Raw genomic sequence first — 12271 nt, forward strand, 5'->3', positions numbered from 1 at the left:
GTGCCTACTGCCCATCGGTGGTCCACCGCTGCCGACCACCGGCCGACCGCTGCCGGCCGGCCGCCGACAGGGTGCCCCCGGTGTCAGCCGACCTTGGCGCGCAGACGGGCGGCCTCGTACATCACGATGCCCGCGGCGACGCCGGCGTTCAGCGACTCGGTGTCACCCGGCATCGGGATCCGCACCCGGATGTCACAGGTCTCCGAGACCAGCCGGGACAGGCCCTTGCCCTCGCTGCCCGCGACGATCACCACCGGGCCGGCCAGCGCCTCCAGGTCACCGACCTCGGCCTCGCCGTCGGCGGCCAGGCCGACCACCGTCAGGCCGGCCTTCTGGTAGGCCTCCAGCGCGCGGGTCATGTTGGTGGCGCGGGCGACGGGCAGCCGGGCCGCGGCACCCGAGGAGGTCTTCCAGGCACCGGCGGTCATGCCGGCCGCCCGGCGCTCGGGGATGACCACGCCGTGCGCGCCGAAGGCGGCGGCGGAGCGGACCACGGCACCCAGGTTGCGCGAGTCGGTGACGCCGTCCAGCGCCATGATCAGCGCGTCCTGGCCGGCGTCCGCGGCCTCGGCCAGCAGGTCCTCCGGGTGCGCGTACTCGTACGGCGGCACCTGGAGCACCAGGCCCTGGTGGTTCATGTTCCCGGTCATCTGGTCCAGCTGCGCGCGCGGGGCCTCCATCAGCGGCAGGCCCCGGTCGTTGGCGGCCTGGAAGGCGTCGCGGACCCGGTCGTCGGTGTCGATGAACTGCATGACGTACAGCGCGGTGGCCGGCACGCCGCCCTGCAGGGCCTCGACGACCGAGTTGCGGCCGAAGACCAGCTCGGCCGCGCCGGCGCCACCGCGCCCGCCGCGCCCGCCGCCGCCGGCGCGGCGCATGCCGGCCCGGGCCTTGGCGTCCCGCTCGCGCTTGACGGCGGCGTTGGCCGCGCGCTGCTTCGGGTGCCCCTTGCGCTCCGCACCGGGCGGGGTCGGACCCTTGCCCTGGAGCGCCTTCCGGCTGTGGCCGCCGGTACCGACAGACGCGCCCTTCTTCGATCCGGGGTTGCGACGGTTCCTGCGTGCACTGTTGCCGGCCATGGCTGTACTTCCTGTCTGTCCGGCATGCCCCGGCCGCACCGGTGTGCCCGGTGGCGGCCGACGGCATGCGCTACGTCATGCGGGAGGGCCGCACCGGTCCGGTACGGCCCACCCTCACCCCGATCGTCGGATGGGGTTACTGGTTGTTGATCGTCCAGCGCGGGCCGGACGGGGTGTCCTCGATGGCCAGCCCGGCGAGGCCGAGCTGGTCACGGATGGCGTCCGCGGTGGCGAAGTCCTTGCGGGCCCGGGCCGCCTGCCGCTGGTCCAGGACCAGCCGGACCAGCGAGTCGACCACGCCGTGCAGGTCCTCGCCGCGCTCCGCCCCGGCCCAGTGCGGGTCGAGCGGGTCGAGGCCCAGCACTCCGAGCATCGCACGGACCTCGGCCAGACGCGCCACCGCGTTCTCCTTGTCGTCCGCGGTCAGGGCACTGTTGCCCTGGCGGACGGCGGTGTGCACGATGGCCAGCGCCTGCGGCACGCCCAGGTCGTCGTCCATCGCCTCGGCGAAGGCCGGCGGCACCTCGGGCGCCGCCTCGACCGGGCCGCAGCGCTCGACCACGCGCTGGACGAAGCCCTCGATCCGGCCGAAGCCGGCCTCGGCCTCGCGCAGCGACTCCTCGCTGTACTCGATGGTCGAGCGGTAGTGCGGGGCGCCCAGGTAGTAACGGAGCACGATCGGGCGCCAGCGCGCGACCATCTCGGAGACCAGCACCGAGTTGCCGAGCGACTTGCTCATCTTCTCGCCGCTCATGGTGACCCAGGCGTTGTGCACCCAGAAGTTGGCGAAGTCGTCGCCGTACGCCTTGGACTGGGCGATCTCGTTCTCGTGGTGCGGGAAGATCAGGTCGATCCCGCCGCCGTGGACGTCGAAGGCCCGGCCGAGGTACTTGTGCGCCATCGCGGAGCACTCCAGGTGCCAGCCCGGACGGCCGGGCCCCCAGGGGGTCTCCCAGCTCGGCTCGCCCGGCTTGACCGACTTCCACATCGCGAAGTCGCGCTGGTCGCGCTTGCCGGTCTCGCCCTCGCCCTCGGGCTGGCGGAGGTTCTCCAGCTTCTGGTTGGAGAGCTCCAGGTAGCCGGGGTAGGACTTCACGTCGAAGTAGACGTTCCCGTCCACCGCGTAGGCGTGCCCCTTGGCGATGAGTGCCTGCATCATCTCGATCATCTCGGGGATGTGCCCGGTGGCCCGCGGCTCGACGGTCGGCGGGAGGCAGCCGAGCGCCGCGTAGCCGTCGTTGAAGGCGCGCTCGTTGGCGTAGGCGATCTGCCACCACGGCGTGCCGAACTCACGCTCCTTGGCGATGACCTTGTCGTCGATGTCGGTGACGTTCCGGGCGAAGGTCACCTCGTAGCCGCGGTAGGCGAACCACCGCTGCATGATGTCGAAGTTGAGCCCGGACCGGATGTGCCCGATATGTGGCGCCGACTGGACGGTAGCGCCGCACAGGTAGATCGAGACACAACCCGGTACAAGCGGGACGAAGTCGCGTACCTGGCGGGTGCTGGTGTCGTACAGGCGAATGCTCACAGCGTCAAGCGTAGTGGGCATGAGGGGGTGCCCCGCGACATTCCCGAATGTCAATACCGCGGCTGCGCCGTTTCTCCACTGTGACTCAGCGGAGGCACCCCCTCCGTCGAGACCCGCCGGGCGGTCCGCTCAGAGGTTGCCGACCACCTTGCGCGGGGTGATCCGGACGACCACGCGCACGTCGTCCGGGCCGTCGAAGCGGTAGACGTCCTCGCCGCGGTACTTCTTCGCCAGCTCGTCGATCAGCTCACGCCCGCCCTCGCGGGTGAGGGTGACCGCACCGCGCACCTCCAGGTAGGAGTACGGGCTCTCCGGCGGATTGACCACCAGGGAGATCCTCGGGTCCTTCGCCAGGTTGAGGTGCTTGCGGCGGCCCTCGACGGTGGAGAACAGGATGTCGTCGCCGTCCCGCTTCACCCAGACCACGGAGGACTGCGGGCTCCCGTCGGGCTGGATGGTGGAGACCACGGCGAAGCTCTTGCCGTCGATCAGCGCCTGGGCCTGGTCGGAGAGCTGTACGGCCATCGAGGACCTCTTCTCGTCGAGCAGCGTCGGTGAGCCGGCCCGGCAGCCGGGCCGGGGCCTCTCGGGCCCGCGACGAACGGTATCGACCCGACCCCCCGTCAGGCGTCCTGAACACTCGTCACCGCAGCGGTATTCCCGAGATTGGCCCACCCCGCCGGGCGTCCGGCCCGGGCCGGAGCGGACGAGGCCGGCACCGGATCGGAGAAGCCCGGCCCCGGAACGGAGAAGCCCGGCCCCGGAACGGAGAAGCCCGGCCCCGGAACGGAAAAGGCCGGCCCCGGAACGGAAAAGGCCGGCCCCGGAACGGAAAAGGCCGGAAAGACCCGTGGCGGACCGGCGCTCCCGCTCCCGGAAGCCACCGGCCCGCCACCCGTCGGCGCCGTGGGGCCCGGGCCGGACGCCCGGCGAGCCCCGCCCGGGCGTCAACGCCGCTCGTACACCAGCGCGGTGGCGATCGCCGCCAGACCCTCGGCCCGCCCCGTCAGGCCGAGGCCGTCGGTGGTGGTGCCGGAGACCGAGACCGGCGCGCCGACGGCGGCCGAGAGTGCGGCCTGCGCCTCGTCCCGGCGCTTGCCGATCTTCGGCCGGACGCCGATCACCTGGACCGCGACGTTGCCGATCTCGAAACCGGCCTCGCGCACCAGCCGGGCCGCCTCCTTGAGCAGCGTGACCCCGGACGCACCGGCCCACTCGGGCCGGTCGGTCCCGAAGTGCGCGCCCAGGTCACCGATCCCGGCGGCCGAGAACAGCGCGTCGCAGGAGGCGTGCGCGGCCACGTCGGCGTCCGAGTGCCCGGCCAGGCCGTACTCGGCACCCGGCCAGTCCAGGCCGGCCACCCGGAGCGGGCGGCCCGCCTCGAAGGCGTGCACGTCGGTGCCGATCCCCACCCGGGGCAGCACGGGGACGTCGCGCGGACGCGGGTCGGTGGCTGCAGCGGTGACGCCGGCAGCGGCGTCGGCTTCGGCGTCGGCTTCGGCTTCGGCGTCGACTTCGGCGTCGGTGAGGTCCACGGGGTCAGAAGCCATCGGAGGCCCTCCGGCGGGCGAGTACGGCCTCGGCGAGCACGAGGTCCAGCGGACGGGTCACCTTGAACGCCTCCTCGTGGCCGGGCACCACCACCACCCGGCCGCCGAAGCGCTCCACCAGGCCGGCGTCGTCGGTGACCGGCGGCAGCGCGCCCCCGGTCTCCTCGGTCAGCGCCCTGGCGTGCACCGCGGCCAGCGTGTCGCGGCGGAACCCCTGCGGCGTCTGGACCGCCCGCAGGGTGGCCCGGTCGGGCGTGTCGAGCACCGGCTCGGGGCCGCCCGGGTTCGGCTCGACCCGCTTGACGGTGTCGGCCAGCGGGACGGCGGGCACCACGGCCTCGGCCCCGGCCCGGACGGCGGCCGCGACCGCGTCCACCACCTCCACCGGGACGAGCGGCCGGGCGGCGTCGTGCACCAGCACGACCTCGACCTCCGCCGGGATGGCGGCGAGGCCGAGCCGGACCGACTCCTGGCGGGTCGCCCCGCCGGCCACCACCCGGACGTCCTTGCCGTCCAGGCCGTGGCTGTCGAGCAGGCCGACCACCTCGGCCACGCCGTCGGCGGGCGCCGCGACCACGACCAGGCCGACCGCCCGGCTGCGGGCGAGCGCCCGGACGGCGTGCACCAGGAGCGGCACTCCGCCCAGGTCACGCAGGGCCTTGGGGGCTCCGGGCCCCAGCCGCTCACCGCGTCCGGCGGCGGGCACCACTGCTGCTGCAACTGCTGCTGTGGCGTTCAGGTTTCACTCCTTCGGCGAAGTGGGTATGGCCATGGCGTGCGCGACGGCCGCGTGCACGACGAGCGTACGGACCCCTTCCGAAAGCACCACGGTCCCGCACTCGCGCAGCACGCACCGCAGCACCGGAACCACCCGTGGAACGGCACGACCCGCCCGCTGGGCGGAAGCAGCACCGCAGTACTCGCCAGGCAGCATTCGCAGAAACGGTCATGCGGCACCGGCCGTGCGCACCGCCCGACCCGGGCGGAGGCGGCGTCCGGACACGCCTCAGCGCCCGAAGTGCCACGGCCCCACTCCCGGACGGTTCGTCCAGGAAGCGGCGCACCGGCACCGGGCGCTGTGAGCGATGGGCGCGAGCCCGGCCGCGCTACGAGGCAAGCACCTCGTCGAGCAGCGTCTCCGCCTTGTCCTCGTTGGTGTTCTCCGCCAGCGCGAGCTCGCTGACGAGGATCTGGCGAGCCTTGGCGAGCATGCGCTTCTCGCCGGCCGAGAGGCCGCGCTCGCGCTCGCGACGCCAGAGATCGCGCACAACCTCGGCGACCTTGATAACGTCACCCGAGGCGAGCTTCTCCAGGTTCGCCTTGTAGCGACGGGACCAGTTGGTGGGCTCTTCGGTGTACGGTGCGCGAAGCACCTCGAAGACCCGGTCCAGACCCTCCTGGCCGACCACATCGCGCACGCCGACGAACTCCGCGTTCTCGGCGGGCACGCGGAGCGTCAGGTCTCCCTGCTGCACCTTGAGCACCAGGTAGGTCTTGTCCACACCTTTGATCTGGCGAATTTCGATGGCCTCGATCAGCGCGGCCCCGTGATGGGGGTAGACCACCGTGTCGCCAACCTTGAACGTCATGTGACAGGACCCCTTCCGTGGCTTTCCAGAATAACACGCTTTTCGGCGCACCCGAAGGGCGTTTTCGCAGGTCAGGGCCGGTCTCGGGGCTTGACAACCACCCCTATGACGTGCTGCGACCGGCGTTCGGCGGGGGCTTCCCGCAGGTCGGAGGCCGTTCCGGCACCTACCGAAACCTGCGGCAACACTCCCGAAACCGTGATTGGATCTTGGGTTTTCACCGTTTATCGGGCCGTTTCCCGATCGTGATCCGATCTTGGTCGAAAGTTGATCTGAACACGGCGATGTGCCGCCGTACGGGCGCCCCCTCACCGATCCGGCGGCGACACGGGGACCTCCCCGTGAGGAGCGCATAAGCGAGGTCGATAATCTGAGACCTGACCAACCGCCACGTGACCTAGGAGAAGCCGCCGCCGTGAGCCGCAGTATTCGAGTCGGCAGCATCGCCGCCATCGCCGCCCTCGCCATTGCCTCGCTGTCGTCCTGCGCGGCCGGCAACACACCGGACACCCTGGAGATCAGGCCCGACAACGCCCAGGCGACCGCAGGCACCGACCTGCTGCTGAACAACATCGTCGTCGTCACCGGGGACGAGTCCTCCGGGGAGCACACCGGCCCGGCCAACGTGACGGTGAACATCAGCAACTCCGGGACGGTTCCGGCGGAGCTCCAGTCCATCAACGTGGGCACCGACGCCGCGGCCTTCGCCGACGACAAGGGCGCCCCGCTGAGCGTCATCGTCATCCCGGCCGGTGGCTCGGTGCTGATCGGCGGCGAGGGCAACCCGTCCGCGCGGGTCGCCTCCACCAGCGTCAACGTCGGCGGTTACGTGCCCACCGCGTTCGCCTTCCGGAGCGGCGAGAAGGCCGCGACCGAGGCCGCGGTCAGCCCGAACAAGGGCCTGTACAAGGGCTGGGGCCCGACGGCCAGCCCGGTCGCCGTCCCGTCCAAGGCCGCCGGCTCGGCGTCCGCCACCGCCGGGGCCGGCGCGCCCACCAGCGGCGCGCCCACCACCGGTGCGGCCACCCCGGGCACCGCCGCCACCAGCGGTGCAGCCACGCCGTCCGGTGCGGCCACCGCGGCCGGCACCGCATCGCCGGCGGCCGGGACGCACTGACCCGCGCCCGCGCCTGCAGCACGACGCCGAAGGCCCCCTCCGACTGTCGGAGGGGGCCTTCGGCGCGGCGTCGCGCAGCGCTGCGCGGAGCCCGCGGTGATTCGGCGCACCGCACCGGGTGGGGCCCGGCGGAGCCGCCGCCGGGCCCGCCGGGGTTTACGGCTCGAACTTGTAGCCCAGGCCACGGACCGTGACCAGGTAGCGCGGCGCGCCCGGGTCCGGCTCGATCTTCGCCCGCAGACGCTTGACGTGGACGTCCAGGGTCTTGGTGTCGCCGACGTAGTCCGCGCCCCAGACCCGGTCGATCAGCTGCATCCGGGTGAGCACCCGGCCCGCGTTGCGGAGCAGCATCTCCAGCAGGTCGAACTCCTTCAGCGGCAGGTCGACCTTGGCGCCGTCCACCGTCACCACGTGCCGGTCCACGTCCATCCGGACCGGGCCCGCCTCCAGCGCGCCCGGACCGCCGCCCTCGCCCGGGCCCTCGGCCTCGCCGCGGCGGCGCAGCACCGCACGGATCCGGGCCACCAGCTCACGGGTGGAGTACGGCTTGGTGACGTAGTCGTCCGCACCTATTTCCAGACCGACGACCTTGTCGATCTCGCTGTCCTTGGCCGTGACCATGATCACCGGGACGTTGGAGCGCACCCGCAGCTGGCGGCAGACCTCGGTACCGGGCAGGCCCGGCAGCATCAGGTCGAGCAGGACGAGGTCGGCGCCGTTCCGCTCGAACTGCTCCAGCGCGTCGGGGCCGGTGGCGGCGATGGCCACCTCGAAGCCCTCCTTGCGGAGCATGTACGACAGGGCGTCGCTGAACGACTCCTCGTCCTCGACCACCAGTACTCGGGTCACGATCAGGCCTCCGGGGCAAGCTGGGGGGTTGTGTCTGACAGGGGTGGTGCGAACTCCCCGGCGGGGAGCGTGTGATCCTCGGGGGCCTGCCCGGCGGGCAGGCGCACGGTGAAGGTGGAACCCTGGCCCTCGACGCTCCACACCGAGACGGTGCCGCCGTGCGAGGCGGCCACGTGCTTGACGATGGAGAGGCCGAGGCCGGTGCCGCCGGTCTGCCGGGAGCGGGCCGGGTCGACGCGGTAGAAGCGTTCGAAGACCCGCTCGCGGTCCTTCTCGGAAATACCGATGCCCTGGTCGGTGACGGAGATCTCGATCAGCTCGCCGTCCGCCTCGCCGAGGGCCGCGGCACTGGAGATCCGCCGGGTGGCGATCGCGACCCTCGTCCGCGGCGGGCTGTAGTTGACCGCGTTCTCCACCAGGTTGCCCAGCGCGGCGGCCAGCTGGCCGCGGTTGCCGTGCAGGTAGAGGCCGGCGATGCCACCGGCCGCGATCAGGATCTGCTTGGCGGCGGCCTGCTGGCGGCAGCGGTCGATCGCCTCGGCGATCAGCTCGTCCACCGCGACCGGCTCCGGGTCGACCATCAGCCGGTCGTCCTGGACCCGGGAGAGGTCGATGATCTCCTGGACCAGGCTGGCCAGCCTGGTCGCCTCGATCTGCATCCGGCCGGCGAAGCGCTGCACCGCCTCCGGGTCGTCGGACGCGTCGGCGACCGCCTCCGAGAGCAGGGAGAGCGCGCCGACCGGGGTCTTGAGCTCGTGGCTGACGTTCGCGACGAAGTCGCGGCGGACGGCCTCGACCCGGCGTCGCTCGGTCTGGTCCTCGACCAGGACGAGGACCAGCCGGGAGCCCAGCGGGGCGACCCGCACCGAGACCGCGAGCGGCTCGGCGGCGCGCGCCGCACCCGGGCGGGGCAGCTCCAGCTCGACCTGGCGGATCTCGCCGTCCCGGCGGGTGCCGCGGGCCAGCGCGAGCAGCGGGTCGACGGCGACCGCACCGCCGCGCACCAGGCCCATCGCGTAGGCGGCGGAGCTGGCCTTGACCACCTCGTCCCCCTCGCCCAGCACGATCGCGCAGGAGCGGAGCACGGAGAGTACGGTGTCGACCCCCGGGGGCAGCGGGGGTTCCTGGGTGGGGGCGCCGAGCGCCTGCTGGCGGGTCCTGCCGTTGGTGCCGCCGTACCTGCCCCTTGCCTGTTCGCGCTCGCTCCAACGGAAGGCGATGGAGGCCGTGAGGCCGACGCCGAGCCCGGCTATGGCGCAGGCAGCGGCGGCGGCCACGTTCACGTCCATGCCGCCAGCCTAAGCGCACAGCGGGGTCGCTCCTCCAGGGTCGGATCAAGGGATCGGCCGCGCGTTGCCGAGAATTCACCTTCACGTGGCTGCCGGTTCACCGCACCGGCCGTGCGTGGTCGCCCGGACGGCCGAAAGTTGGCCACGCAGCCCGTGTGGGAGTGGGTGGCGGATCGAACACCCGTCCGCCGTCCCCGGTGCGCGCGTACGATCGCGCCACCAGCAGCGGTCACCCGAACGCCGTACCAGCGGTCGTACGGGACGACCGGTCGGCACCGCCACCGACACAGCTACTGAGGAGAGAGCATGCGCGACGCGTACCACGAGGAACTCGACTCGATCGGCGACAGCCTGGTCGAGATGGCCCGGCTGGCCGGCTCGGCACTGGGCCGGGCCACCACCGCGCTCCTCGACGCGGACCTGGCGCTGGCGGAGAGCGTGATCGCCGCCGACGGCAAGATCAACGACCTGCACCACGACCTGGAGAACCGGGCGATCGACCTGCTCGCCCGCCAGCAGCCGGTCGCCACCGACCTGCGGATCGTCGTCACCTCGCTGCGGATGAGCGCCGACCTGGAGCGCTGCGGCGACCTCGCCCGGCACGTGGCCAAGGTGGCGCGGCTGCGCTACCCCGAGTCCGCCGTCCCGAGCGACCTGCACGCGACCGTCCTGGAGCTGGGCCAGCTCGCCCAGCGGCTGGTGGCCAAGGCGGGCCTGGTGATCGCCACCAAGGACGTCGACAAGGCGCTCGAACTGGAGCAGGACGACGACGCGATCGACGCCCTGCACCGCGAGCTGTTCGCGCACCTGATCGACGACCGCTGGCACCACGGCATCGAGACCGCCGTGGACGTCACCCTGGTCGGCCGCTACTACGAGCGCTTCGCCGACCACGCCGTCTCGGTGGCCAAGCGCGTCGTCTACCTGGTGACGGGTGAGCACGTGGACGAGTTCGTGGCCGCCAGCGAGGCCGCGGGCGCCGTGGGCGAGTGACTCGGCCGGCACGCCCTGCCGGCGGGGCACGTCCTGTCGGCGGGGCGTGTTCTGTCGGCGGGGCGTGCCGACCCGCCTGCCTGCACCCCGCGCGGGGGTACTCACCCCCAGGGGTGAGTAAACCTCGGGCCGGGGTGGTGCGGGCGCACGGCCGACCGGACGCCCCACCACTGCGCGCCCGTTGACGCTCCCTCCGATCGGCGGTTTCACTCGATGCCGTAGGCACCGAAGTGTGCCCGTCACAAGGAGGGTCCAGCGCGATGAAGGCAACCCCGACTCGACCGGAACCGGCACGCGACACCGTCGAGCCGCCCGCCCCGAAGCTGCTGTCCGTCCTTGCGGCCGGCTGTGGCTGCGGCCCGGGCTGCGGCTGCGGCTGCCAGTCCGGCGCCCCGTGCCAGTGCGGCGGCGCCACGGGCGGCTGCTGCGGGCACTGACGCCCGGCGCCCGACGGAACTCCGTGGTGCACGGCCGCCGTGGGAGACGGTCGTGCACCCCGGTACGGCCGGACGTACCGATTCCGCGTGCCGATTCCGCGCACCGGTCAGAAGCGGACGTCGGTGCAGGAGTAGAAGGCGTTGCCGGTGTCGGCGATCTCCCAGACCGCGACGACCACCTGATGGCCGGTGCGGCCGCCCGGGAGCGTCGCCGTGTGGCTGAGCGTGCTCGGCACCTGGGTGCCGTTGTACGGGACGGTCAGGAAGGGCGCCGTCTCCAGGTTGGCCCGGGTGACCTTCTGAATCGCGTCGTAGCCGGCCTTGGTCAGGTAGTACTTGAAGCTCGTGGTGGCGTGCCGGGCGGTGAACTTCCAGGTGAAGGTGAGCCGCTGCCCAGCCGACACCGCGGTGGTGGGCCAGGCGCCGCCGCGCGGGTCGTCCAGTTCGGCGAACCGGCTGTTACCGCCGGCGCAGATGGCCCCGTCGGCCGGCCCTCGGGCCGGGAAGCCCTTCGGGCCCTCGACGCTCTGCGGCTCCCACTGGATCGCACCGCAGCCGGTCACCGCCCCGGCCGCGCAGAGCGCGGCCCGGCTGGGCGGGGTCGAGATGTAGCCGTGCGACTGCGCCGGCAGCACGAGGGTGAGCGGTACCGCGAGCGCGGCCACCACCGCTCCGGCGAGATGACGTTTGCGCATGGTGCTCCTCCGTGGGGGTGGATGGAGAGTGCGCCGGACGCAGGCGTGCGCGCATGGGGGTGCGACTGCCGGGCGATCCGCGACGATCGCCGGCATGTCTGCGCCAGGTCGGTGCTCACACGGTAGGAGCCGCCACCACGGCCGTCAATGGTCTGAACCACCCTGGCGACCCCGAACCCCCCTGCCGCACAACGGAGTTGAATGACGAAGGCCCCACCCCCCGCAGCACGGGGAGTGGGGCCCGGGTGCACCCGGAAGCCGTCGGGGCTACTTCTTGCCCTGGTTCTTGACCGCCTCGATGGCGGCTGCCGCGGCGTCCGCGTCGAGGTAGCGGCCGCCCTTGGCGACCGGCTTGAAGTCGGCGTCCAGCTCGTAGACCAGCGGGATGCCGGTCGGGATGTTGAGGCCGGCGATGGCCTCGTCGGAGATGCCGTCGAGGTGCTTGACCAGCGCGCGCAGGCTGTTGCCGTGCGCGGTGACCAGGACGGTCTTGCCGGCGGCGAGGTCCGGGACGATGGCGTCGTACCAGTACGGGAGCATCCGCTCGACGACGTCCTTCAGGCACTCGGTGCGCGGGCGCAGCTCGCTCGGGATGTCCGCGTAGCGGGCGTCACCGGCCTGCGAGTACTCGGCGTCGTCGGCCAGCACCGGCGGCGGGGTGTCGTACGAGCGGCGCCAGAGCTGGAACTGGTCCTCGCCGAACTCCGCCAGGGTCTGGGCCTTGTCCTTGCCCTGGAGGGCGCCGTAGTGGCGCTCGTTCAGGCGCCAGCTGCGGCTGACCGGGATCCAGTGGCGGTCGGCCTTGTCCAGGGCGATCTGCGAGGTGCGGATCGCGCGGCGCAGCAGCGAGGTGTGGACCACGTCGGGGAAGTAGCCCTCGGCGGCGAGGAGCTCGCCACCGCGCGCGGCCTCCTTCTCGCCCTTCTCGTTGAGGTCGACGTCGACCCAACCGGTGAACAGGTTCTTCTGGTTCCACTGGCTCTCGCCGTGGCGGAGGAGGATGAGTCGGTACGTCGTGTCAGCCATGGCCCCCAGCTTAGTGGAGCCCCGAAAACCCCTGGCCGGGACCTCTCCCCCAAGTGTAATGTGCGCCCTGCGCTTACGACACTTACCGAACCGCTGTCCGGGCCGGCCCGCACCGC

The 12271-nt window shown here is 72.5% G+C and carries 12 protein-coding genes; 2 read left to right on the forward strand and 10 right to left on the reverse strand.

Going from position 1 to position 12271, the window contains the following annotated elements:
* Positions 1 to 83 precede the first annotated feature (83 nt).
* The 6 genes from rlmB to OH807_RS18780 all read right to left on the reverse strand — a co-directional run bounded on the left by rlmB (position 84) and on the right by OH807_RS18780 (position 5749).
* On the reverse strand, positions 84 to 1079 hold the full coding sequence (gene rlmB / locus OH807_RS18755) for a 23S rRNA (guanosine(2251)-2'-O)-methyltransferase RlmB (RefSeq protein WP_406200156.1): 996 nt from the start codon (positions 1077 to 1079) through the stop codon (positions 84 to 86).
* 136 nt (positions 1080 to 1215) lie between these two features.
* On the reverse strand, positions 1216 to 2610 hold the full coding sequence (gene cysS / locus OH807_RS18760; protein WP_406200158.1) for a cysteine--tRNA ligase: 1395 nt from the start codon (positions 2608 to 2610) through the stop codon (positions 1216 to 1218).
* A 129-nt stretch (positions 2611 to 2739) separates the two neighbouring features.
* The gene (locus OH807_RS18765; RefSeq protein ID WP_406200160.1) at positions 2740 to 3135 is read right to left on the reverse strand and encodes a PPOX class F420-dependent oxidoreductase; all 396 of its coding nucleotides are present in this window, start codon (positions 3133 to 3135) and stop codon (positions 2740 to 2742) included.
* A gap of 422 nt (positions 3136 to 3557) precedes the next feature.
* Positions 3558 to 4034: a 2-C-methyl-D-erythritol 2,4-cyclodiphosphate synthase gene (gene ispF / locus OH807_RS18770; protein ID WP_406211071.1), complete on the reverse strand. Its 477-nt coding sequence runs from the start codon at positions 4032 to 4034 to the stop codon at positions 3558 to 3560.
* Positions 4035 to 4149: 115 nt separating this feature from the next.
* Positions 4150 to 4899, reverse strand: a complete 750-nt coding sequence (gene ispD / locus OH807_RS18775) for a 2-C-methyl-D-erythritol 4-phosphate cytidylyltransferase (RefSeq protein ID WP_406211073.1) — start codon at positions 4897 to 4899, stop codon at positions 4150 to 4152.
* A 367-nt stretch (positions 4900 to 5266) separates the two neighbouring features.
* Complete coding sequence (locus OH807_RS18780; RefSeq protein WP_030244332.1) at positions 5267 to 5749, reverse strand: CarD family transcriptional regulator; 483 nt, start codon at positions 5747 to 5749, stop codon at positions 5267 to 5269.
* A 415-nt stretch (positions 5750 to 6164) separates the two neighbouring features.
* Between OH807_RS18780 and OH807_RS18785 the strand changes: the two genes are divergently transcribed.
* Positions 6165 to 6866 carry a DUF461 domain-containing protein gene (locus OH807_RS18785; protein WP_406200163.1) on the forward strand — a complete coding sequence of 234 codons (702 nt, stop codon included), beginning with the start codon at positions 6165 to 6167 and terminating at the stop codon, positions 6864 to 6866.
* A 156-nt stretch (positions 6867 to 7022) separates the two neighbouring features.
* Here the strand turns inward: OH807_RS18785 and OH807_RS18790 are convergent, their stop codons facing one another.
* Both OH807_RS18790 and OH807_RS18795 read right to left on the reverse strand, forming a co-directional pair.
* Positions 7023 to 7715: a response regulator gene (locus tag OH807_RS18790; protein ID WP_395295605.1), complete on the reverse strand. Its 693-nt coding sequence runs from the start codon at positions 7713 to 7715 to the stop codon at positions 7023 to 7025.
* A gap of 2 nt (positions 7716 to 7717) precedes the next feature.
* Positions 7718 to 9004 carry a sensor histidine kinase gene (locus OH807_RS18795; protein ID WP_406200165.1) on the reverse strand — a complete coding sequence of 429 codons (1287 nt, stop codon included), beginning with the start codon at positions 9002 to 9004 and terminating at the stop codon, positions 7718 to 7720.
* 306 nt (positions 9005 to 9310) lie between these two features.
* Here OH807_RS18795 and phoU point away from each other — a divergent pair, with 306 nt between their 5' ends.
* Positions 9311 to 9997: a phosphate signaling complex protein PhoU gene (phoU, locus tag OH807_RS18800; RefSeq protein ID WP_406200167.1), complete on the forward strand. Its 687-nt coding sequence runs from the start codon at positions 9311 to 9313 to the stop codon at positions 9995 to 9997.
* Positions 9998 to 10541: 544 nt separating this feature from the next.
* On the opposite strand, the gene OH807_RS18805 is transcribed toward phoU, so the two are convergent.
* Together OH807_RS18805 and OH807_RS18810 are read right to left on the reverse strand one after the other, a co-directional pair.
* Complete coding sequence (locus OH807_RS18805; RefSeq protein ID WP_406200170.1) at positions 10542 to 11129, reverse strand: lytic polysaccharide monooxygenase; 588 nt, start codon at positions 11127 to 11129, stop codon at positions 10542 to 10544.
* A gap of 267 nt (positions 11130 to 11396) precedes the next feature.
* Positions 11397 to 12155 (reverse strand): phosphoglyceromutase, encoded by a 759-nt coding sequence (locus tag OH807_RS18810; protein WP_406200173.1) that lies wholly within the window; start codon positions 12153 to 12155, stop codon positions 11397 to 11399.
* Positions 12156 to 12271: the final 116 nt, after the last annotated feature.

Source organism: Kitasatospora sp. NBC_01560, from assembly GCF_045208415.1.
Classification (GTDB): Bacteria; Actinomycetota; Actinomycetes; order Streptomycetales; family Streptomycetaceae; genus Kitasatospora.

What these genes read in the sequence shown, in the direction of transcription:
- OH807_RS18765 (WP_406200160.1), bottom strand. Translation starts at nt 3,135, where the DNA reads ATGGCCGTACAGCTCTCCGACCAGGCCCAGGCGCTGATCGACGGCAAG.
- OH807_RS18805 (WP_406200170.1), bottom strand. Translation starts at nt 11,129, where the DNA reads ATGCGCAAACGTCATCTCGCCGGAGCGGTGGTGGCCGCGCTCGCGGTA.
- OH807_RS18810 (WP_406200173.1), bottom strand. Translation starts at nt 12,155, where the DNA reads ATGGCTGACACGACGTACCGACTCATCCTCCTCCGCCACGGCGAGAGC.
- phoU (WP_406200167.1), top strand. Translation starts at nt 9,311, where the DNA reads ATGCGCGACGCGTACCACGAGGAACTCGACTCGATCGGCGACAGCCTG.
- OH807_RS18780 (WP_030244332.1), bottom strand. Translation starts at nt 5,749, where the DNA reads ATGACGTTCAAGGTTGGCGACACGGTGGTCTACCCCCATCACGGGGCC.
- OH807_RS18795 (WP_406200165.1), bottom strand. Translation starts at nt 9,004, where the DNA reads ATGGACGTGAACGTGGCCGCCGCCGCTGCCTGCGCCATAGCCGGGCTC.
- rlmB (WP_406200156.1), bottom strand. Translation starts at nt 1,079, where the DNA reads ATGGCCGGCAACAGTGCACGCAGGAACCGTCGCAACCCCGGATCGAAG.